The 21,839-nt window shown below is 62.9% G+C and carries 19 protein-coding genes; 4 read left to right on the plus strand and 15 right to left on the minus strand.

The genetic code is table 11. From position 1 onward, the window contains the following. Positions 1-5 precede the first annotated feature (5 nt). On the plus strand, positions 6-3,065 hold the full coding sequence (locus KU43P_RS05715; RefSeq protein ID WP_317661443.1) for an efflux RND transporter permease subunit: 3,060 nt from the start codon (positions 6-8) through the stop codon (positions 3,063-3,065). A gap of 43 nt (positions 3,066-3,108) precedes the next feature. On the opposite strand, the gene KU43P_RS05720 is transcribed toward KU43P_RS05715, so the two are convergent. From KU43P_RS05720 to plsB, 5 genes are all read right to left on the minus strand, one after another. Then, positions 3,109-3,516 (minus strand): hypothetical protein, encoded by a 408-nt coding sequence (locus tag KU43P_RS05720; RefSeq protein ID WP_317661444.1) that lies wholly within the window; start codon positions 3,514-3,516, stop codon positions 3,109-3,111. A 123-nt stretch (positions 3,517-3,639) separates the two neighbouring features. Continuing rightward, positions 3,640-4,326: a DUF4197 domain-containing protein gene (locus tag KU43P_RS05725; protein ID WP_317661445.1), complete on the minus strand. Its 687-nt coding sequence runs from the start codon at positions 4,324-4,326 to the stop codon at positions 3,640-3,642. A gap of 34 nt (positions 4,327-4,360) precedes the next feature. Beyond that, complete coding sequence (locus tag KU43P_RS05730; protein WP_317661446.1) at positions 4,361-4,759, minus strand: YbaY family lipoprotein; 399 nt, start codon at positions 4,757-4,759, stop codon at positions 4,361-4,363. A gap of 104 nt (positions 4,760-4,863) precedes the next feature. Next, positions 4,864-5,226: a YbaY family lipoprotein gene (locus KU43P_RS05735; protein WP_317661447.1), complete on the minus strand. Its 363-nt coding sequence runs from the start codon at positions 5,224-5,226 to the stop codon at positions 4,864-4,866. A 79-nt stretch (positions 5,227-5,305) separates the two neighbouring features. After that, entirely contained in the window at positions 5,306-7,792 is a 2,487-nt protein-coding gene (gene plsB, locus KU43P_RS05740) for a glycerol-3-phosphate 1-O-acyltransferase PlsB (protein WP_317661448.1), read from the minus strand. 243 nt (positions 7,793-8,035) lie between these two features. Here plsB and KU43P_RS05745 point away from each other — a divergent pair, with 243 nt between their 5' ends. Next, positions 8,036-8,245: a cold-shock protein gene (locus KU43P_RS05745; RefSeq protein WP_003252255.1), complete on the plus strand. Its 210-nt coding sequence runs from the start codon at positions 8,036-8,038 to the stop codon at positions 8,243-8,245. A gap of 90 nt (positions 8,246-8,335) precedes the next feature. Here KU43P_RS05745 and KU43P_RS05750 read toward each other — a convergent pair whose 3' ends face one another. From KU43P_RS05750 to KU43P_RS05765, 4 genes are all read right to left on the minus strand, one after another. Continuing rightward, the gene (locus KU43P_RS05750; protein ID WP_317661449.1) at positions 8,336-8,710 is read right to left on the minus strand and encodes a hypothetical protein; all 375 of its coding nucleotides are present in this window, start codon (positions 8,708-8,710) and stop codon (positions 8,336-8,338) included. A 17-nt stretch (positions 8,711-8,727) separates the two neighbouring features. Then, the gene (locus KU43P_RS05755; RefSeq protein ID WP_317661450.1) at positions 8,728-9,540 is read right to left on the minus strand and encodes a putative RNA methyltransferase; all 813 of its coding nucleotides are present in this window, start codon (positions 9,538-9,540) and stop codon (positions 8,728-8,730) included. Next, complete coding sequence (gene dapE, locus KU43P_RS05760) at positions 9,540-10,691, minus strand: succinyl-diaminopimelate desuccinylase (RefSeq protein ID WP_317661451.1); 1,152 nt, start codon at positions 10,689-10,691, stop codon at positions 9,540-9,542. Before dapE ends, KU43P_RS05755 begins: the two co-directional genes overlap by 1 nt. Positions 10,692-10,882: 191 nt before the next feature. Next, positions 10,883-13,474, minus strand: a complete 2,592-nt coding sequence (locus KU43P_RS05765; RefSeq protein ID WP_317661452.1) for a glycosyltransferase — start codon at positions 13,472-13,474, stop codon at positions 10,883-10,885. 137 nt (positions 13,475-13,611) lie between these two features. Here KU43P_RS05765 and tcdA point away from each other — a divergent pair, with 137 nt between their 5' ends. Then, positions 13,612-14,421 carry a tRNA cyclic N6-threonylcarbamoyladenosine(37) synthase TcdA gene (gene tcdA, locus KU43P_RS05770; protein ID WP_317661453.1) on the plus strand — a complete coding sequence of 270 codons (810 nt, stop codon included), beginning with the start codon at positions 13,612-13,614 and terminating at the stop codon, positions 14,419-14,421. Between the two features lie 171 nt (positions 14,422-14,592). Here the strand turns inward: tcdA and KU43P_RS05775 are convergent, their stop codons facing one another. The 4 genes from KU43P_RS05775 to KU43P_RS05790 form a co-directional block, all read right to left on the minus strand. Continuing rightward, positions 14,593-15,006, minus strand: a complete 414-nt coding sequence (locus KU43P_RS05775) for a SufE family protein (RefSeq protein WP_317661454.1) — start codon at positions 15,004-15,006, stop codon at positions 14,593-14,595. Further along, positions 15,003-16,208: an aminotransferase class V-fold PLP-dependent enzyme gene (locus tag KU43P_RS05780; RefSeq protein ID WP_317661455.1), complete on the minus strand. Its 1,206-nt coding sequence runs from the start codon at positions 16,206-16,208 to the stop codon at positions 15,003-15,005. Before KU43P_RS05780 ends, KU43P_RS05775 begins: the two co-directional genes overlap by 4 nt. A gap of 82 nt (positions 16,209-16,290) precedes the next feature. Next, positions 16,291-17,325 carry a 2,3,4,5-tetrahydropyridine-2,6-dicarboxylate N-succinyltransferase gene (gene dapD, locus KU43P_RS05785; RefSeq protein WP_317661456.1) on the minus strand — a complete coding sequence of 345 codons (1,035 nt, stop codon included), beginning with the start codon at positions 17,323-17,325 and terminating at the stop codon, positions 16,291-16,293. 31 nt (positions 17,326-17,356) lie between these two features. After that, positions 17,357-17,704: an ArsC family reductase gene (locus KU43P_RS05790; RefSeq protein WP_317661457.1), complete on the minus strand. Its 348-nt coding sequence runs from the start codon at positions 17,702-17,704 to the stop codon at positions 17,357-17,359. Positions 17,705-18,099: 395 nt separating this feature from the next. Here KU43P_RS05790 and KU43P_RS05795 point away from each other — a divergent pair, with 395 nt between their 5' ends. Further along, positions 18,100-19,746, plus strand: coding sequence for a Na+/H+ antiporter (locus tag KU43P_RS05795; RefSeq protein ID WP_317661458.1), 1,647 nt, complete (start codon positions 18,100-18,102; stop codon positions 19,744-19,746). A 5-nt stretch (positions 19,747-19,751) separates the two neighbouring features. Here KU43P_RS05795 and KU43P_RS05800 read toward each other — a convergent pair whose 3' ends face one another. Together KU43P_RS05800 and dapC are read right to left on the minus strand one after the other, a co-directional pair. Beyond that, positions 19,752-20,480, minus strand: coding sequence for a M12 family metallopeptidase (locus tag KU43P_RS05800; RefSeq protein WP_317661459.1), 729 nt, complete (start codon positions 20,478-20,480; stop codon positions 19,752-19,754). 148 nt (positions 20,481-20,628) lie between these two features. After that, positions 20,629-21,822 carry a succinyldiaminopimelate transaminase gene (dapC, locus tag KU43P_RS05805; protein WP_317661460.1) on the minus strand — a complete coding sequence of 398 codons (1,194 nt, stop codon included), beginning with the start codon at positions 21,820-21,822 and terminating at the stop codon, positions 20,629-20,631. Between the last annotated feature and the right edge of the window lie 17 nt (positions 21,823-21,839).

Raw genomic sequence — 21,839 nt, forward strand, 5'->3', positions numbered from 1 at the left:
TCCCGATGGGTTTCAACCTTTCCGCCTGGGCGCTGCGCAATCGCCAGATCGTACTGTTCCTGATGATCCTGCTGGCTGTCATCGGCGCCATGTCCTACACCAAGCTGGGCCAGAGCGAAGACCCGCCATTCACCTTCAAGGCCATGGTCATCCGCACCCTGTGGCCGGGGGCTACGGCCGAGGAAGTGTCGCGCCAGGTCACCGAGCGCATCGAAAAGAAACTGATGGAAACCGGCGAGTACGAGAAGATCGTCTCGTTCTCTCGGCCGGGTGAGTCGCAGGTCACCTTCATGGCCCGCGACTCGCTGCATTCCAAGGACATTCCCGAGCTGTGGTACCAGATCCGCAAGAAGGTTTCGGACATTCGCCACACCTTGCCGCCGGAAATCCAGGGGCCATTCTTCAACGACGAGTTCGGTACCACCTTTGGCAATATCTACGCGCTGTCCGGTAGCGGCTTCGACTACGCGGTGCTCAAGGATTACGCCGACCGCATCCAGATCCAGCTGCAGCGGGTGAAGGACGTGGGCAAGGTCGAGCTGATCGGCCTGCAGGACGAGAAGATCTGGATCGAGCTGTCCAACCTCAAGCTGGCCACCCTCGGCGTGCCGCTGGAAGCGGTGCAGCAGGCGCTGCGAGAACAGAATGCGGTGAGCACTGCCGGCTTCTTCGAGACCCCCAGCGAACGCCTGCAATTGCGGGTCAGTGGGCGTTTCGACAGTGTCGAGCAAATTCGCCAGTTCCCCATTCGGGTGGGGGATCGCACCTTCCGCATCGGTGATGTCGCCGACGTACACCGCGGCTTCAACGACCCACCTGCGCCGCGCATGCGCTTCATGGGCGAAGACGCCATCGGCCTGGCGGTGTCTATGAAGGATGGCGGTGACATCCTTGTGCTCGGCAAGGCCCTGGAGGGCGAGTTCGAACGCCTGGCGCGCAATCTGCCGGCCGGCATGGAACTGCGCAAGGTGTCGGATCAGCCAGCCGCAGTGAAGGCCGGCGTGGGCGAATTTGTGCAGGTGCTGGTCGAGGCGTTGGTAATTGTATTGCTGGTGAGTTTCTTCTCGCTCGGCCTGCGTACCGGCCTGGTGGTGGCGCTGGCCATTCCGCTGGTGCTGGCCATGACCTTCGCCGCCATGCACTACTTCGGCATCGGCCTGCACAAGATCTCGCTCGGGGCGCTGGTGCTGGCCCTGGGCTTGCTGGTCGATGACGCGATCATTGCCGTGGAAATGATGGCTATCAAGATGGAGCAGGGGTTCGACCGGCTCAAGGCGGCCAGTTACGCCTGGACCAGCACGGCCTTTCCGATGCTCACCGGCACGCTGATTACTGCTGCCGGCTTCCTCCCCATTGCCACCGCCGCCTCCAGCACCGGTGAATACACCCGTTCGATTTTCCAGGTGGTGACCATCGCGCTGCTGACTTCGTGGGTGGCGGCCGTGGTGTTCGTGCCCTACCTGGGTGAACGTTTGTTGCCGGACCTGGCGAAGCTGCATGCGGCCCGCCATGGCAACGGCGCGCCAGACCCTTACGGCACACCGTTCTATCAGCGCGTTCGGCGCGTGGTGGAGTGGTGCGTGCGGCGGCGCAAGACGGTGATCCTGCTGACCATCGCGGCCTTTGTCGGTAGCATCCTGCTGTTTCGTTTCGTGCCCCAGCAGTTCTTCCCGGCCTCCGGGCGCCCGGAGCTGATGGTCGACCTGAAACTGGCCGAAGGCGCGTCGCTGGCCAATACCGCCGAGCGGGTCAAGCAGCTGGAGGCGCTGCTCAAGCAGCAGGACGGCATCGACAATTACGTGGCCTATGTCGGCACCGGTTCGCCGCGCTTCTACCTGCCGCTGGACCAGCAATTACCGGCGGCCAGTTTTGCCCAGTTCGTGGTGCTGGCCAAGTCGATGGAAGATCGCGAGCGCCTGCGCAGTTGGCTGATCGATACCATGGACCAGCAGTTCCCTGACCTGCGCGCCCGCGTTACCCGCCTGGAAAACGGCCCGCCCGTGGGCTACCCAGTGCAGTTCCGGGTCACCGGCGAGCATATCGAGAAGGCCCGTGCACTGGCGCGCGAGGTGGCCGACAAGGTGCGCGAGAACCCGCATGTGGTGAACGTTCACCTGGACTGGGAAGAACCAAGCAAGGCTGTATTCCTTGAAATCGATCAGGACCGTGCGCGCGCCTTGGGCGTGAGTACATCGAGGCTGGCGAGCTTCCTGCAAAGCTCGCTCACCGGTACCACCGTCAGCCAGTACCGGGAGGACAACGAACTGATCGAGATCCTCCTGCGCGGCACCTCGCGCGAGCGCAGCGAGCTGGGCAACCTCGCCAGCCTGGCATTGCCCACCGACAACGGCCAGAGCGTGGCGCTGTCGCAGGTGGCGACCCTGGAGTATGGTTTCGAGGAAGGCATCATCTGGCACCGCAACCGCCTGCCGACGGTGACCGTGCGCGCCGATATCTACGACAAGGAGCAGCCGGCGAGCGTGGTCAGGCAGATTGCCCCGACCCTGCAGGCGATCAAGGACAAGCTGCCCGATGGTTACCTGCTGGAAGTGGGCGGCACGGTCGAGGATTCCGAGCGCGGGCAGAAATCGGTCAACGCCGGCATGCCGTTGTTCATCGTGGTGGTGCTCAGCCTGCTGATGATCCAGTTGCGCAGCTTCTCGCGCACGGTGATGGTGTTCCTCACCGCGCCGCTGGGGCTGATCGGCGTGACCCTGTTCCTGCTGGTGTTCCGCCAGCCGTTCGGCTTCGTCGCCATGCTCGGCACCATCGCCCTGGCGGGCATGATCATGCGCAACTCGGTGATCCTGGTTGACCAGATCGAACAGGACATTGCCTCTGGGCTGGACCGTTGGCACGCGATCATCGAGGCTACGGTGCGGCGCTTCAGGCCGATCGTGCTGACGGCACTGGCGGCAGTGCTGGCGATGATTCCGTTGTCGAGGAGTGTGTTCTACGGGCCGATGGCGGTGGCGATCATGGGGGGCTTGATCGTGGCTACGGCGCTGACGCTGCTGTTTCTGCCGGCGTTGTATGCGGCGTGGTTCAGGGTGAAGAAGACGTGAGTGAGCAAGGCGCGGCAGTGTCTGCCGCGCCAAGTGTTGAGCGTTACCAGCTAAAGCACATCGCCGTTCGCCCCATGCAAGGTCCATGACCTGTTTGCAGGGGCATTTCCAGCGTTGATTTGTCCGTCAGGGTGAAATCCAGCTGGCCACGCACGCGCGCGCTGCCGTTGAGAGGCTGCTGGGTATTGACCTTGTACTGAAGCGTCGCACGATAAGACTTGCCGATTTGTAGCGACTTGCCGTCGATGACGAAGGTGAAGGTTTGTGGCAGGGATAATTCGCCATCCTGCTGGATGGTAATTATCGGATACATCACTGACTTACCCTCGGCAGCCCCCCAACCCTGTAACTCCTCGCTCAGCACCAACTCGTAACCCGCCGATGAATCGGGGGCAATTTGTTCCTTGTCTTTACAATCGATGAAGATCTGGAAGTGTTGAGTAGATGGCATGATTGAAGCTCCTCATGGATAAGAGCTACTAGCATGCTCACTAGGAGAGTGACGAAGGAGCAGGGAAGGTCTTGATCTGAAGCGGCCACTGCACCTCAAGCTGGCCGCTCCATAGTCTTCGGATCAAAGCGTGCCGAACACCTTCTTGGCCAGGCTAGTGGCCGCCTGTGCCGGGTTCTGGCGCAGGTTCTGCTCCTGCTTGCCAATCATCTCGAACAGCCCGTCCAGCGCCTTCTCGGTCACGTAGTTCTCGATGTTGGCGTCATCCTTGATCAGCCCCAGGCCCTTGGCCTGGCCGGCAAAGCTGTTGTACTGCTGGGCCAGGCCGACCTTGTCGGTGGCCTGCTTGACGATGGGCAGGAACTTGGCGCGGATCTGCTCGCGGCTGCTCTTGTTCAGGTATTGGGTAGCCGATTCGTCGCCACCGCTGAGAATGCCCTTGGCGTCGCTGACGCTCATGTTTTTCACGGCGTCGACCAGAATCGCCTGGGCTTGCGGTACGGCGGCTTCGGCGGCCTTGTTCATGCTGGCTTCGAGGGCATCGACCTGGTCACCCTTGCCGAACATCTTCATGGCCTTGGCGGCCTTGCCGAGGTTGCCCGGCAGCTCGATGCGCACGTCCGGGTTGTTGTTGAAGCCGCCTGGGGTGCTCAGTTGCTTGACGGCAAGTTGGGCGCCCTGGGTGAGGGCGTCCTTGAGGCCACCGGTGGCGTCCTTCTGGCTCAGGTCGCCGAGCGACAGGGCCAGGGCGCTGGCCGACAACAGCAGGCCGGCGCACAGGGTGGTGAAGCGCAGGGAAGAGCGAATCATGCAGCGTTCCTTCTAGACGAATACAAAAAGCGCGTCAGCGCACCGGATCGACCTTGATCCGCACGGGCTGCGGGTCGCTGCCGTCGAGCTTGACGCCGTGGTGTTCGGTATTGATGAACAGCAGCTTGCCGTCCAGTTCGATGCGCGCGCTGACCGCGTAGCGGTGGCCGGGCTTGATCTGGGCCGGGTCATAGCTGAGGTGGAAGGGCAGCGGCACGTTGCCCTTGACCGGGCCAGCCTGGCTGGCCAGGGTCACGGCAGGGGCATCCATCAGCGAAACATCCTGCAGGCTCACGCTCAAGGTGGCGGCCGGCGGCAGGGCGATGCGCTGCAAGTAGAAGACTTCACCGTCCAGACTGGCCTGGCTCGATGGGGTTTGGCTGGAACAGGCTGCGAGCAGGGATGCGCAACACAGCATAAAGAGCTTTTTCATGGAATCTCCGATGTCCTTAGGGTTGGCTTTTGGCCAACCCCAGGGACTTTAGCGGATTTTCCGCCGTCAATCAGCGATCCGTCGGCGTATCTATCCGTCTGCCCTCAGTTAAAGCCATCGGTCATCGAGGCGATTTTGTCGACGGTTACCCGGACCTTGCCCGTGACTTTGTCCAGTTCGACTTCATGTTTGAGGGTATTGATGTAGAGCAGCCGGCCATCCTGCTCGATACGCGCCGAGAGTGCATACGTGTGGCGCGGGACGATTTGCTGGCTGTCATAGTTCAAGCGCAGGTTGATCGGCATCGCGCCGGCGCAGCGAAGGCGCAGTTGGGCATGGCAGATAGCTGGCGCATCTGCCAGTGAAACGTCATCCAGGCTCACCTGCACGAGCCCCGAAGGCGGCACGGTGCCGTCGCTCGAGGCCACGATTTCGATGTCCAGGGATTGGATGGAAGTGTCGTTCATGTCTGTACTCCGAAGGGGTAAGGAAGGTCCATCGAACCCATCCTCATCCCTTCGGCCTGCCTTGCGGCAGCAACAAACCTTACCCCGTGAAGGCCTCCACCGCCTCGTCACGGTGTAGTGCAACCTGGCGGATCGATAGCCGCAGTTCGGCCGACAGCACGCGCTTGGCCACACCCTCGGCGAGCTCACCGAGTTTTTCGTGATAACCCAGCTTGCCGTCAGGGCCAGGGCGTAGCACTTCTTGCTCGATCAAGGTCTGGATGAAGTGACGGAACAGGGTCTTGTCGAAGAATTCCGGGGCGTTCAGACCCTGCAGGATCGACAGGCGCTGAGCCATCATCACGCACAGGTCTTCCAGCTCATCGGCGCTGAGGCTCTGCTGGCCACTGTTGAGCAACAGTGACGTCGCCATGTAGAAGCGCTGCAAGGTCTGGGTGATGGTGCGGGCGAGCAGGGTCAGCAGGACGAACTGGCGCGAACTCGGTGCCGGGCGAATGTACATGTCGCCCTCGTGGCGCAGCAGGCCTTGTTCGACCAATGCGACCAGCCACTGGTCGATCACCTCGTCGAGTTGTTCGGGTTCCCAGCGTAGGAACAACTCGGCCTGCAGGTACGGGTACAGTGCGTGCACATACTGACCAAGCAGTTCGCGGCTCATCCGCGAACTGCTGTGGAAGAAGCTCGCCAGCAACGCCGGCAGGGCAAAGATGTGCAGGACGTTGTTGCGGTAATAGGTCATCAGCACCGCGTTGGCTTCATCCAGATACAGGATGCGGCCCAGCGCGTCTTTCTGTTCGGCCAGCAGGTCCATGTTCCTGACGTGTTCGATCAGGGCTTTGCCGTCACCTTCCGGCAAGGTGGTGTGCGCGGAATAGGGCACCTTGCGCAGCAGCGCCAGGTACACGTCGAGCACTCGGGTCAGGGCCTGCTCGTCCAGGGCCAGGCGGCTGGTGGACAGTAGCGCCAGGGCCACCAGGTTGACCGGGTTGACCGCCGCGGCCTCGTTCAAATGCCGGGCCACGGTGTCGCCCAGGCGCGTGGTGGCTTCGTTGAGCCAGGCCGGGCGGAACTGCGGGCCATGCTCCTGCTCTCGCCAGCCGGGTTGCTGCTGGTCGAGGAAGCCGCCCAGGCGGATCGGTTCGCCGAAGTTGACGTAGACCTGGCCGAAACGCTGTTTCAGTGCGCCGATCACCTTGAAGATATCGAAGATCGATTCTTTCTTCTTGCTTGCCCCGCGCAGTTCGCCCAGGTAGGTGCGGCCTTCGAGCACCCGTTCGTAGCCGATGTACACCGGGACGAAGACAATGGGCGTGCGTGACGAGCGCAAGTAGCTGCGCAGAGTGATCGCCAGCATCCCGGTGCGCGGCTGCAGCATGCGCCCGGTGCGCGAGCGCCCGCCCTCGACGAAGTATTCCACCGGGAAGCCTTTGGTGAACAGGGTGTGCAGGTATTCGTTGAATACCGCGGTGTACAGCGGGTTGCCCTTGAAGGTTCGGCGCATGAAGAACGCGCCACCACGGCGCAGCAGGCCGCCGATCACGGGCATGTTGAGGTTGATGCCGGCGGCGATGTGTGGCGGCGTCAGGCCATTGCGGAACAGCAGGTAGGACAGCAGCAGGTAGTCGATGTGGCTACGGTGGCAGGGCACATAGATCACTTCGTGGCCCGGGGCGATGCCTTGCACCTGCTCGATATGGTTGACCTTGATGCCGTCGTAGATCTTGTTCCAGAACCAGCTCAGCACCACCTCGAGAAAGCGGATGGCGGTGTAGGTGTAGTCCGAGGCAATCTCGTTGCCATAGCGCAGCGCCTGGGCCTCTGCCTTGGCTTGGGGGATGTTCTCGCGCTGCGCTTGCTCGGCAATGGCCTGGCGCACCAGCGGTGCATGTACCAGGCCCTTGACCAGGTTGCGTCGGTGCGAGATGTCCGGGCCGATCACTGCGGTCTTGAGGTTGCGAAAATGCACGCGCATCAGGCGCTGGGCCATGCGTACAGTGCGCTCATGACCCTTGTTGTGCTGCACCAGCTCGCGCACATGGATGGGGGCGGAGAATTGCACCCGGGTCTTGCGCCCCAGAATAAGGATCGTCAGCAGTCGGCGCAGGCGCCCGGTAACCGCCCAACTGTCGGCGAACAGCAGCTTCCAAGGGCTGGACTCGCTGGCGGGTGTCTGCCCCCAGAACACGCTGACCGGGATGATCTGCGCGTCTTCTTCGGCGTGCTGGGTCACCGCAGCGACCACGCGCTCCAGGGTGGGCGGCGCGCCGCGCTTGTCTTGACGGCCCAGCCAATCCGGCTCGGGGGTCAGGTAGAAGAACCCGGCGGGTTCGTGCAGCGGGCCCACCGCCACCGGCAGCACCGGGCGCGGCAGCCCAGCCTTGGTGCATTCGTGGTCAAGTACCGCCAGGTCGCTGAGCGATGGCGAGGGCAGGGCATAGAACACTGGCCGGCTGCGGTCGAGATTGAGGCTCATCGACGATTGGTTGATGGTCTCGGAGCGCACCCACAGGTACAGCAGGCGACGCAAGGCACCGAAGATCAGGCGGCGCAGGGGGGAACGGGTCATGGGGTGTGTGCCCTGGGTATCATTTGAGGTGGTGATTTTGCTGCGTATGCAGCCAATTAGTCTGCCGTATCTGCGCAAGTTCAGCAAAATCCTGCACGCCGCACCGCAGTCATGAAATTTATTTGTTCTGTGTCATATACTCGGCCTGCCACTTGCAGGATATTCCAGCAAGCGGCGTCGGCATGGGGTGGAGTCCCTGTGCCTGCAAGGCGATCTTCACAATAAAAATCCGGAGTAGTTCAGATGTCGTCTCGTGAGACTGGGAATGTAAAGTGGTTCAACGATGCCAAGGGCTATGGCTTCATTCAGCGCGAAGGTGGTGCGGATGTGTTCGTCCACTATCGGGCGATCCGCGGTGAGGGGCATCGTACCCTGGTCGAAGGGCAGCGGGTGGAATACGCCTGCGTGCAGGGCCAGAAAGGCCTGCAAGCCGAGGACGTAGTCGGGCTCTGAGCGAGTAGGAGCTGGCTTGTCGGCGATCAGCCGCATGCACCGCGGTGCCTGCATCGCCGGCAAGCCGGCTCCCATAGAGACGTTATGTATTCATGTACGCCAGGTGATTTCTTCCTCACCGTCGGCACTGATGCGGACCCAGCGGTCGGCATCTTCTTCTCCATCTTCCTCGACCCAGCCACCCGGTGCGCAGCGCACTTCGACGCCCAATGCGACGAACGCGGCGCGGGCGCAGGCGATGTCATCGGCCCATGGCGTCTGGTCGCTTTCCAGGTAGAGGCTGTTCCATTTCCCTACAGCCTTGGGTAACCAAGTGACCGGAATGTTACCGGCTTGGCATTTGAAGGTCTGGCCTTTCTGCTGCCAGTCGCTGCACGGGCCGATCGCTTCGGCCAGCCACTTGGCAATTTGCTTGTGGTCGACGTCGGCGTCCTTCAGGTAGATCTCGATATCAGGTTGGCGCATAAGGGCTCCGGGTGTGCTCAGTCTTGGCGCACGAAATAGTCATAACGCATGGAAACCGTGACCTCGAACGGCTCGGGCTGGTCGATCACCTGGGCACGCTTCTCGGCGCTGGCACGCCAGCCGTGCGGGGTCATTGCCAGCAGGTCGGCGCGAGCCTTGGGTGCAGCCAGGCTCAGGCGGAACTCGAGGGTTTCGCTGTGGGCGTGGACCATGCCTTGCGGCACCAGGGCCAGGTGCTTGTCGTCGGCGTAGGGGCGTACTTCATCGTAGAGCACTTCGCGCAGTTCCATCAGGTGCCCGCTGGTCGGGCCAACCCGCATCAGGCCACCGCCGGGGCTGAGCAGGCGCCTGGCTTCGTCCCAGTCCAGCGGGCTGAACACGCTGGCGATGAACTGGCAGCTGGCATCGGCCAACGGCACGCGGGCCATGCTGGCGACCATCCAGGTGACTGCAGGGTCGCGCCGGCAGGCGCGCTTGACCGCTTCACGAGAGATGTCCAGGGCATAGCCGTCGGCCTGTGGCAGGGCCTGGGCCAGCTGCGCGGTGTAGTAACCCTCGCCGCAGCCGATGTCCAGCCAGGTGCCGGGCGTGCGTTCGGCGGCCAGCTCTGCCAGGCGGCGGGCCACCGGGGCATAGTGGCCGGCGTCGAGGAAATCACGGCGTGCTTCGACCATGGCCTGGTTGTCACCTGGGTCGCGGCTGTTCTTGTGCTGCACCGGCAAAAGGTTCAGGTAACCCTGGCGAGCACGGTCGAAGTGGTGGCCGGCCGGGCACACCACGCCATTGTCGAGGCGCGCGAGGGCGGCCTGGCAGAGAGGGCAGGCGAGCATCAGGCGAGCAACCGAACCAGGGTCTGGTAGTAGATCTCGGTCAGCAAGTCGAGGTCGCTGGCCAGGATCCGTTCGTCGACCTGGTGGATGGTGGCGTTGACCGGGCCGAGCTCGACCACCTGGGTGCCCATGGTGGCGATGAAGCGGCCATCGGAGGTGCCGCCGCTGGTGGAGGGCTGGGTGTTGCGGCCGGTGACGGCCTTGATGCTGACCGAAACCGCATCGAGCAGTTCGCCGGGTTCGGTGAGGAACGGCAGGCCCGACAAGGCCCAGTCGATCGACCAGTCCAGCTCATGCTTGTCGAGGATTGCCGACACCCGCGCTTGCAAGCCTTCGACGGTCGACTCGGTGGAGAAGCGGAAGTTGAACAGCGCGGTCAGCTCGCCCGGGACCACGTTGGTGGCGCCGGTACCCGAATTGAGGTTGGAGATCTGGAAGCTGGTCGGCGGGAAGAAAGCATTGCCTTCGTCCCAATGCTCGGCAGCCAGTTCCGCCAGCGCGGGTGCAGCCAGGTGAATCGGATTGCGCGCCAGGTGCGGGTAGGCCACGTGGCCCTGCTTGCCGCGCACGGTCAGCTTGGCGCCGAGCGAGCCACGGCGGCCGTTCTTGACCACGTCACCGAGCAGGTCGGTGCTCGACGGCTCGCCGACGATGCACCAGTCCAGGCGTTCGTTGCGGGCTTTGAGGCGTTCGACCACGGCTTTGGTGCCATGGTGTGCCGGGCCTTCTTCGTCGCTGGTGATCAGGAAGGCGACCTTGCCGCGATGGCCCGGGTAGTCACGCACGAAGCGCTCGCTGGCCACCACCATGGAGGCCAGGCTGCCTTTCATGTCGGCAGCACCACGGCCGCAGAGCATGCCGTCAGCATCGATCAACGCCTCGAAGGGCTCGTGTTGCCACTGCTGCACCGGGCCTGTGGGCACCACGTCGGTGTGGCCGGCGAAGCACAGCACCGGGCCGTCCTGATCGCCATGGGTGGCCCAGAAGTTGTCGACGTCTTCGATGCGCATCGGCTCGAGCTGGAAGCCCACTGCGCCCAGGCGATTCATCATCTGTGCCTGGCAGTCGGCATCGACGGGGGTGACCGAAGGGCGACGAATCAGGTCGCAGGCCAGTTGAAGGGTGGGCGAGAGCTCGGCTGGGGCCGTCATGGGGAACTCCGGGACAAGGCAGGGCGAGGAAACGAGGGGCGTTATCTTATATCAAGCGAGGGGGTTCGGCACGGGCAAAGGGGCCGCTGTGCGCCCCAATCGCCGGCAAACCGGCTCCCACATGTACTGCGCTGACCTCCTGTGGGAGCCGGCTTGCCGGTGATTGGGGCGCACAGCGGCCCCCAACAGTCTCAGGCTTCCTGCGCTTCTGCCACCTTGGCCGCAGGCTTGGGCAGCGACGACAACAGCGCCATCACCAATGCCGCAAGGTAGGGCAACGACTGCACCAGCAGCATCACCACCCAAAAGCGCATGTCCGAACTCGGCAGCCCTTGCACCAGGTAGATCCCGGCCGCAGCGCCCCACAGCAGCAGCATGATGAACAGCTCTTCCCGCGCTTCGGAAATTGCCACCAGTACCCCATGGCTGTCGGCGTTTTTCGGTGTGCGGAAGAACGGCATGCTGCTGGTGAAGACCCCGTAAAGCACGGCCTTGGCGATCGTGTGCGACAACGCCAGCCCGGCCAGCGCTGCCGCGAAGGCGTCCTTGAGGTTGACCCCCACCGCACGGCGGTACAGGAAGATGATCTTGCCCACCTTGAAGAAGAACAGCGCCAGCGGCGGAATGGCGAAAATCATCAGCGGTGGATCGACCCGGTGAGGCACGATGATCATCGCCGCCGACCACAACAAGGCGCCCACGGTGAAGAAGATGTTCATGCCATCGGCAATCCAGGGCAGCCAGCCGGCCAGGAAGTGATAGCGCTGGCCCCGGGTCAGCTCGCTGCCCTTGCCGCGCAGCAGGGCGGCGGCATGGTGCTTGATGATCTGGATGGCGCCATAGGCCCAGCGGAAGCGCTGCTTCTTGAAGTCGATGAAGGTGTCGGGCATCAGGCCCTTGCCATAGCTGTTGTGGGCGTAGGCAGCCGACAGCCCTTTCTCGAATACGCGCAGGCCCAGTTCGGCGTCCTCGCAGATGCACCACTGCGCCCAGCCCAGCTCTTCGAGCACCGTGCGCCGGGTCATGGTCATGGTGCCATGCTGGATGATCGCGTCGCGGTCGTTGCGGGTGACCATGCCGATATGGAAGAAGCCCTTGTATTCGCTGTAGCACAGCTTCTTGAAGGCACTCTCGTGTTGGTCGCGGTAGTCCTGCGGTGACTGCACCACGGCGATTTTCGGGTCGGCGAAGTGCGGCACCATGTGCTTGAGCCAGTTGCGGTCGACGCAGTAGTCCGAGTCGATCACCGCGATCACTTCGGCATCCTTGGCGGTGTGCGGGATCAGGTAGTTCAGCGCTCCGCCCTTGAAGCCGGCCAGGGGCGCGACGTGGAAGAACTTGAAGCGCTCGCCGAGCTTTTCGCAGTGGGCCTTGAGGGGCTCCCACACGGCCGGGTCCTTGGTGTTGTTGTCGATCACCAGCACTTCATAATCCGGGTAGTCCAGGGCAGCCAGAGCATCCAAGGTCTGTTTGACCATTTCCGGCGGCTCGTTGTAGCACGGCACATGCACCGAGACCTTCGGCCGGTAGGCGCTGTCGCCTTGCACTGGCAGGAATTCGCGGCGGCGTTTGTGGATCCACACCGCCTCGGCCAGTTCGTGGGCTTCGGTCAGCAGCACGATGAACACGCCCAACGCGCCCAGCGCCAGCAACACCCCGACCGTGAGGCTGAACCAGGTGCTGTACTGCTGGCTGTAGTCGTAGCCGATCCACACCAGCACCGATCCACAGAGGAAGGTAATGAAGGTAAGGAAGGTTCGCCCCCGTTGGCGCAGGGCCGATCCATCGATCAGCAGCACGGTCAGGGCGATCATCGCCAGCACCACCGAGGCGACCGCCAGGGCTCGCCATTGTGGGATCGCGACCACCGGCCCGTCGAAGTTGAATTTCTGCTGGCGCTCGGCGTTGAACACCCCCCAGTAGGCGCCCACCGAGCCTTCGTCACTGGCCTTCCATGGCTGGTCATAGGCTTCGATGACGAAGTAGTTGTAGCCACGGCGGTTGAGGGTGTTGACCAGGGTGCGCAGATAGATGGCCTGATCGGCTTGGGTGGCATCGGCACCGCCGCGCATGCGGCCATTGCTCGGCCAGCCCACTTCAGACAACAGCAAGGGCTTGCGCGGGAACTGCTGCTTCAATTCGCGGGCCCGGTCGAGCACGAACGCCACCGAGTCTTTCATCGGTACGAATTCCCAGTAGGGCAGGATGTGCGCGGCGATCAGATCGACGTGCTTGGCCAGCTCCGGATGCTCTTTCCAGATGTGCCACTGCTCGCTGGTGGTTACCGGCACCTTGACGGCGGCTCGTACCCGGTCCAGGTACTGGATCAGGGCTTCGGGGGTGACTTCCTCGCGGAACAGGGCCTCGTTGCCCACCACCACGCGCACCACGCTGCGCGAGTTATTGGCCAGTTCGATGCCTTTGGCGATCTCGCGCTCGTTGCGCTCCAGGTCGGTGCCGATCCAGATGCCCAAGGTCACACGCAAGCCGAACTCTTCGGCCAGACGCGGAATTTCCGCCTGTGTACCTTCGACGGTATAGATGCGGATGCTGTCGGTCAGCTTGTTCATCTGTTCCAGGTCCTGGCGCATCTCGTCATCGCTTGGGTACTGGCCCTTTTGCGGGCTTTCTCCCAGGCGAAACGGCGAGTACGAGAACCCTGAGATCTGCTCCGGCCAGGCAGGCGCGGAAACCGGGCGGTTGACCAGTGCCCAGAACCCGGTAAACAAGGCAGCGATGGCCAGCACAACCACCAGGTTGAGGCCGAATTTGCGTGAAGACATTGTGATCCAGTTCTGTCCAGGTGATAGGACATTAAAGCAGTATTGGTAGGCTCTTTCCTAACGATGGAGCTGATGGCAGCCTCTGGCCTATAATGCGCGCCGCTTTTTTTGGCGGTATCGAGTTTCGGGGAAGCAACATGAGCACAGAAGATCCACGCTTTGCCGGCGTCGCCCGGCTTTACGGCGACGAAGGCCTGCAACGCTTGAGCCAGGCCCACGTGGCGGTCGTCGGTATCGGCGGGGTTGGCTCGTGGGCGGCCGAGGCTCTGGCGCGCAGTGGGGTAGGTGAAATCACCCTGTTCGACCTCGATGATGTCTGCGTCAGCAACACCAACCGCCAGGCCCATGCGCTGGACGGCCAGGTCGGCCGACTCAAGGTCGAGGTGATGGCCGAGCGCCTGCGGGCGATCAACCCGGCGTGCACGGTGCATGCGGTGGCCGATTTCGTTACCCGCGACACCATGGCCGAATACATTACCGAAAACCTCGATGCGGTCATCGACTGCATTGACAGCGTGATGGCCAAGGCGGCTCTGATCGCCTGGTGCCGGCGGCGCAAGATCGCCATCGTCACCACAGGCGGTGCGGGCGGGCAGATCGACCCGACGCAGATTCAGATCGGCGATCTCAACAAGACGTTCAATGACCCACTGGCGTCGCGGGTGCGTTCGACCTTGCGCCGTGACTACAACTTCTCGCGCAATGTCAGCCGTAACTACGGTGTGCCGTGCGTGTTTTCCAGTGAGCAGCTGCGTTATCCCAAAGGGGATGGCAGCGTTTGCCTGCAGAAGAGCTTCGTTGGCGAAGGCGTGCGCCTGGACTGCGCGGGGGGCTTTGGCGCGGTGATGATGGTGACCGCGACCTTTGGCATGGTCGCGGCGAGCAAGACCGTGGAGAAACTGGTTGCCGGTGCTCGTCGGCCGTCGGAGCGGGTGAAGGCTCAATAGCCCTATCGCCTGGCCATCCCGGTGGGAGCGGGCTTGCCGGCGATGAGGCCAGTGCAGGCAGAAGCGGGCAGCTGATGATCCCAGGCATGACAGTCGCCTCGGGCTGGCAGTCAGGGCCCTATCGCCGGCAAGCCGGCTCCCACAGGGTAAGGGGGGGCACCGGCTGGAGCGTCACTGCAGATGTCGAGTTAATTCGGCCATACGCTGCAATACGGCATGCAGCCCGTTGCTTCGCGAGGGTGATAGCTGGCGTTCCAGCCCAAGCTGGGTAAACCAGTCCTGTAGATCCAGCCCAGCCAGTTCAATGCTGGACAACCCCTGCACTCTTACCAACAGCAACGCCAGCAATCCGCGCAACAGCCGCGCATCACTGCTGGCCTTGAACCGCCATTGGCCTTCGCGCTGCTCAGCTACCAACCACACCAGGCTTTCACAGCCATGCACGCGATTGTCTTCGGACCTTTCTGCATCGCTGAGCGGCTCCAGGGTATCGCCCATCTGCATCAGCAGCCGCGCACGTTGTTCCCAGCCGCGGGCTGCCTCGAAACGAGACAGTGCTTCAAGGGCCTCTGCTGGCAAACTCATCGCAGCAGCTCCAGGCCCTGATCGAGCGCCTCGAAGAACCGCTGCAGGTCATCGCTGTCGTTATACAGCGCCAGCGACACGCGGATCGCCCCTTCCAGCCCCAGGCCCTTGAGCAGCGGCATGGCACAGTGATGCCCCGCACGCACGGCAATACCTTGTTCGGTCAACAGGTGCGCGATATCCGCGTTGTGCACGCCCTCGATGACAAAACTGGCCAGGGCGCTTTGCGGTGTACCAAGCACATGCACACCCTCGCGGTCTGCCAGCCCGCGCAGCAGCGCTTGATGCAGGTGTGCTTCGTGGGCCTCTACGGCCGGGGCGTCCAGGCAGGCCAGGTAGTCGAGAGTCGCGCCCAGGCCGATCACGCCGGCAATCGCTGGGGTGCCAGCCTCGAAGCCCAGCGGTGCCGGGCGGAAGCTGGCGCTCTGGTAGTCGGCCAGTTGCACCATCTCACCGCCGAACTGCCAGTGACGCAAAAGCTCCAGCGCCTGGCTGCGGCCATACAGCACGCCGACACCATCGGGCCCGTACAGCTTGTGGCTGGAGAACACATAGAAGTCGCAGCCCAGTTGCTGCACATCATGACGGCCATGTACCACGCCCTGGGCACCATCGACCACGGTCAGCGCACCCTGGGCGCGGGCATGTGCCAGCAACGGGGGCAATGGCTGCCAGGTACCCAGCACATTGGACAGCTGGCTGAGCGCAACCAGCCGAGTGCGTGGGCCGATCAATTGCAGCGCTTGCTCCAGGTCGATACGGCCATGGGCGTCCAGCGGCAGCACCACCAGGCGCAAGCCGCGACGCCGGGCCAGTTGCTGCCAGGGCAGCAGGTTGGCGTGGTGCTCCAGGGCGCTGATGGCGATTTCGTCGCCCGCCTCGAAGCGGTGTTCCAAGCCAAAGGCCAACAGGTTCAGGGCCGAGGTGGCGCCGTGGGTGAAAACGATCTGCTGCGACTGCTGCGCATTGAGCCAGGCGGCAACCTTGTCGCGGCTGGTTTCGAACGCCTGGGTCGCCAGGGCACCCGGCAAGTGCTGGGCACGGTGCACGTTGGCCGCGCCATGGCCGTAGTAATGGCTCAGGGCATGGAGCAAGGCCTGGGGCTTCTGGGTGGTGGCGGCGCTGTCCAGGTAGGTCTGGTGCTGCCGTTGCAGGGCGGCGATGGCGGGGAAGTCGGCACGCCAGGGGGAGGGCTGGAACATGATCACGGGGCCTGGAATGAAAATCGGGTCTGGCGTGAGTGCGCCAGACCCGATCTTAACACTTCGAACCCGCAGGGAGTTCTCAGTTGTGGGCGTGCAGCGCCTCGTTCAGCTCGATCGCCGACTTGTGCGTCTTGCACTCGACGGCGCCGTTGAGCGAGTTGCGGCGGAACAGCAGGTCGGTCTGGCCGGCCAGGTCACGGGCCTTGACCACCTTGACCAGCTCGTTGTTCTCGTCGAGCAGGTTCACTTTGGTGCCGGCGGTGATGTACAGGCCAGCTTCGACGGTGTTGCGATCGCCCAGCGGGATGCCGATACCGGCGTTGGCGCCGATCAGGCAGCCTTCGCCGACCTTGATGACGATGTTGCCGCCACCGGACAGGGTGCCCATGGTCGAGCAGCCGCCGCCCAGGTCCGAACCCTTGCCGACGAATACGCCAGCCGAGACGCGGCCTTCGATCATGCCTGGGCCTTCGGTGCCGGCGTTAAAGTTGACGAAGCCTTCGTGCATGATGGTGGTGCCTTCGCCGATGTAGGCACCCAGGCGCACACGGGCGGTGTCGGCGATACGCACGCCGGCCGGGACAACGTAGTCGGTCATCTTCGGGAACTTGTCCACCGAGAATACCTCCAGCAGCTCGCCCTTCAGGCGTGCTTCCAGTTGCAGCTCGGCCAGTTCGCTCAGGTCGACGGCGCCCTGGTTGGTCCAGGCCACGTTCGGCAGCAGCGGGAAGATGCCAGCCAGGCTCAGGCCGTGTGGCTTGACCAGGCGGTGCGACAGCAGGTGCAGCTTGAGGTAGGCCTCCGGGGTGGAGGTCAGGGCTGCGTCTTCGGCCAGCAGGGTGGCGACCAGTGGCTTGTGGCTTTCGGCCAGGCGGGTCAGCAGGGCGGCCTGGGCGGCATCGACGCCTTTCAGGGCTTCGGCCAGCTGGGCGGCTTGGGCATTGCTGAAGGCGATGGCCTGGTTGCCACCTTGGTAACTCAGGATCGGGGCTACAGCGGCAACCAGCTCGGCGCTCGGGTTGAGCAGCGGTTGTGCGTAGAAGACTTCAAGCCAGGTGCCCTGGCGGTTCTGGGAGCCGACGCCGAAGGCCAGGCTGAACAGGGAATTGGACATGTGATTACCTCGTGCGAAATAGGGTAGGGGCTCAGGCCAGCGCGGCGGCGTAAAGATCGGGCTTGAACCCGACCAGCGTGCGCTCGCCCAGGTCGAGCACCGGGCGCTTGATCATCGACGGCTGGGCCAGCATCAGTTCCACGGCCTTGGCCTGGTCGAGGTCGGCCTTGCTGGCGTCGTCGAGCTTGCGGAAGGTGGTGCCGGCACGGTTCAGGATGACTTCCCAGCCGTGCTCGTCGCACCAGCGGTTCAGGCTGTCGCGGTCGATGCCTTGAGTCTTGTAGTCATGGAATTCGTAGGCGATGGCCTGGTCTTCGAGCCAGGTGCGCGCTTTTTTCATGGTGTCACAGGCTTTTATGCCGTAGAGCGTATGGGTCATTGTGTGCATTGGGGTCAAAAGTTTCCCCAATCTCTCCCTGTCTGATAGTCAGTCGCGGGATTATGCGGGATCGATTCTTTCGGCGCCACGGGTGTGGGGCACAGATTGCTCTGCTTGGGATTCGCCATGTTTCGCACATCGAGACCCGCCCTCGCGGCGCATCGCGGATAAATCCGCTTCAGCATTTGTTGCAACGTGGCGTTGCCTGTCGGCGCAGGGTTGTCAGCCTTCGGCTCCTGCCGAAATCCGAGGTCAGTATCATTGTGTTACACATTGATTCTTCACCTGCGACTATCGTGCAGCGGTCGCATTTCCCATCACACCGCTAACATATTGTTTCAATGGCGATGTTTCGCCCGGTTGTAGTTTTTGGTTCACAAAGGAAGCTTTCACGGATGCAGTCCGCCTATACCGTCCTCATCCTGCTGACGCTGGTAAGCCTGTCGAAACTGGTCGGGCGGGTCATTCCGCTGCCCTTGCCGCTGGTGCAGATCGGTGCCGGTGCCTTGCTGGCATGGCCAACCCTTGGCCTGCATGTTGCCCTGGATCCTGAGCTGTTCCTCTTTTTGTTCCTGCCGCCGCTGTTGTTCGCCGACGGCTGGCGCATGCCTAAGCGCGAGCTGTGGCGCATCCGTGGTCCGGTCGTGGCGTTGGCCGTGGGGCTGGTGCTGTTCACCGTGGTGGGAGCGGGCTATTTCATTCACTGGCTGCTGCCGACCATCCCTCTGCCGGTGGCCTTCGCACTGGCAGCAGTGCTTTCGCCGACCGATGCGGTGGCGGTGTCTGCCATCACCCAGGACCGTTTGCCGACGCCGCTGATGCACATGCTGCAGGGCGAGGCGTTGATGAACGACGCCTCGGGCCTGGTGACCTTCAAGTTCGCCCTGGCTGCGGCGATCACCGGGGCCTTCTCGCTGGCCGACGCCAGCTTCAATTTCGTCCTGGTCGCCCTGGGCGGCCTGGCGGTGGGGGTGGCCTTGAGCTGGCTGATCGGCCGCCTGCGCGCCTGGATGATCGCCCGCGGCTGGGATGACCCGGCCACCCATGTGGTGTTCATGTTGCTGCTGCCGTTTGCCGCTTATGTGCTGGCGGAGCGGCTGGGTGTTTCCGGCATCCTCTCGGCGGTGGCGGCCGGCATGATGCAGAGCTGGCTCGACCTGCTGCCGCGTCAAACCAGCACTCGCCTGCTCAATCGCAGCGTCTGGTCGCTGCTGGAGTTTGCGTTCAACGGCCTGATCTTCCTGCTCCTGGGGCTGCAACTGCCGGATATCATCAAGGCGGTGGTCAGCCATGAAGCCACAGTGTGGCCGACCCTGGCCTGGCGTTGCCTGGATGTGCTGGCGATCTTCGCAGCGCTTATCCTGCTGCGCTTCATCTGGGTACAGAGTATCTGGCGTGCAATCGGCGTGGTCCGCCGGTGGCGGGGCAAACCGGCCCTGGTGCTGATGCCCACGGCCCGCTCGTGCTGGTTGCTGACCTTGGGTGGCGTGCGCGGGGCGGTGACCTTGGCCGGTGTGATGTCGGTGCCGCTGTTGATCAGTGCGGGCACGGCGTTTCCCGAGCGGGACTTGCTGATCTTCATTGCCGCCGGCGTCATTCTGCTGTCGCTGATCAGTGCCTGCATCGCGCTGCCGTTCCTGCTGCGCGGCGTGACCAGAACCCCCGATGAGCGGTTGCATCAGGAAGTGCTGGAAGCTTGGCGGCGTACGGTGGAGGCGGCGATTCATGCCCTGGAGGCCGAAGAGGTGATTGACGCCAGTGCACCCCAGGATGCGGCGCAGGCGACGATGGCCACCGAACTCAAGGCCAGGTTGATGGCCGAGTACCGGGACGAACTCGACAGTTACAACGACACGGCTGAGGCGAGGGCGCTGGCCGAGCAGATGGACTTGCTGGAGCGGCGTTTGCGCCTACGGGCGCTGAGGGCGCAGCGTTTGGAGTTGTACAATCTGCACCGTCAGCACCTGGTAGGCGACGAAGTTGTGCGTCAGGTGTTGGGAGAGCTGGACTTGAGCGAAGCAAATCTGGGCTCGGTCAGGTAGGGCGGTCAGCCATGCGGGTACGCCAGACGCATGAACTCAAGGTCTTTCTCGCTGAGTTCGTGGTTGATGCCGATTTCTTCGCCCCAGGTCCAGGCCTTCGGCACCGAGTAATGCATGATTGAGGTAGGGTCGTAGGCGGTTTTGATCATGTCCTCGGTGCGTTTGTTGAAAAAGTTGTGGTCAATTTCATGGTCTGACCAACCGAGCATTTCGTGGTACAGGCGCAAAGCAGGTTCATTCCACGGGATGTTTGCTTCGGGGTGCTGATGCTCGTGATCCATTCCCAGTGCGTGGCCAAATTCATGGAGAACTATGGCCTGGAAGTCTTTGTGGTCTGGCTTGACGTTCAGCACCATGGAGGCCTCGGTAGGGGCGAGTGAATCGGTACCGATAGCGCTTTCGCTATACAAGGATTGAGTTTCGGTCAGTATTCTGATCTGTGCCCTCAGGTCATTGTTTTCGGCCAGGTCGAACTCGATATTGGCTTCTGACAGGTCCGTCCATTGGCTGGCCAGTTCGAAAATCGCCATTTTGAGGTTTCGGTCTGGGGCGCCGACAAACGAAATCCAAAGCGTTCTGCCGGGTTGCCAAAGGCACCTGGAACCCGCGACTCCACGCTTACCATGACCTCCAGTGGAGGCAGTAGCGTTGCGTGGGTTTTCATTAATAGCCAGTTCATAGGACAGTTGTGGGTCTATCTGGCGGTGGCAGCGGTGATAGTGAGGCAGGTCCATCGAGATTCTCCAGCTCGAATAAAGGAAGCTGAGTCTCGCAAGTGGTGGGTTTATGCGGTGCTGAATAAGTACAACGCAACCACGTTTTCTATCCGGGACACCTGCCTGCTCAAGGCAGGTGTCGCCTCCTTGTCCGCCCCTTTGCCTGTCAGCGGCTCAGGAATTCGCGAATCCGCCCGGCGGCCTCGATACATTCGGCCAATGGCGCAACCAGTGCCATGCGCACTCGCCCTGCACCTGGATTGACCCCATCCACTTCGCGGGACAAGTACGAACCGGGCACCACGGTCACGTGCTGTGCTTCGAACAGATCCCTTGTGAAGTCAGCATCACAACCTGGCACCTTGGCCCACAGGTAGAAGCTGCCGTCCGGTCGCTGCACGTCCATTACCGGCTGCAGGATGTCCAGCACGGCGTCGTACTTGGCCCGGTACTGGTCGCGGTTGGCCCGCACATGGGCTTCGTCCTGCCAGGCAGCGACGCTGGCCAGCTGGGTTTGCACCGGCATCGCGCAGCCGTGGTAGGTGCGGTACAGCAGGAACGGCTTGATGATCTCGGCGTCACCGGCGACGAAGCCTGAACGCAGGCCTGGCAGGTTGGAGCGCTTGGACAGGCTGTGGAACACCACGCAACGCTTGAAGTCGCTGCGCCCCAGCTCCGCGCAAGCACTCAGCAGGCCCGGTGGTGGCGCGTCTTCGTCGAAGTACAGCTCGCTGTAGCACTCATCGGCGGCGATCACGAAGTCATGCTCGTCGGCCAGCGCGATCAGCTTTTTCAGGGTGTCCATCGGCACCAGCGCACCGGTGGGGTTGCCCGGCGAGCACAAGAACAGGATCTGGCAGCGCTGCCAGACGTCGGCCGGCACCGCATCGAAGTCGGGGTTGAAACCATTGCTTTCCAGGCACGGCAGGTAGTGCGGCGTGGCGCCGGCGAGCAGGGCCGCGCCTTCGTAGATCTGGTAGAAGGGATTGGGGCTTACCACAAGGCCATCATCGGCACGGTTGACCACGGCCTGGGTGAAGGCGAACAGGGCTTCACGGGTACCGTTGACCGGCAGGATATGGCGGTCTGCATCCAGCCAGCCAGCAGGTACGCCGAAGCGGCGCTCGCACCACTGGCCGATGGCCTGGCGCAAGGCCGGTAGGCCCAGGGTGCTGGGGTATACGGCGAGCTTGTCGAGGTTGTCAGCCATGGCCTTTGCGACGAAGGCCGGCGATTCGTGCTTCGGTTCCCCGATCGACAGGGCGATGGCGCGTTTGTCTGCCGCCGGCTTCACGCTGCCCAGCAGGGCGCGGAGTTTCTCGAACGGGTAGGGCTGGAGCTGGGTCAAGGCGTGGTTCATCGGCGCAAGGTCTCGTC

This window comes from Pseudomonas sp. KU43P (assembly GCF_033095865.1).
In the GTDB taxonomy this organism is placed as follows: domain Bacteria; phylum Pseudomonadota; class Gammaproteobacteria; order Pseudomonadales; family Pseudomonadaceae; genus Aquipseudomonas.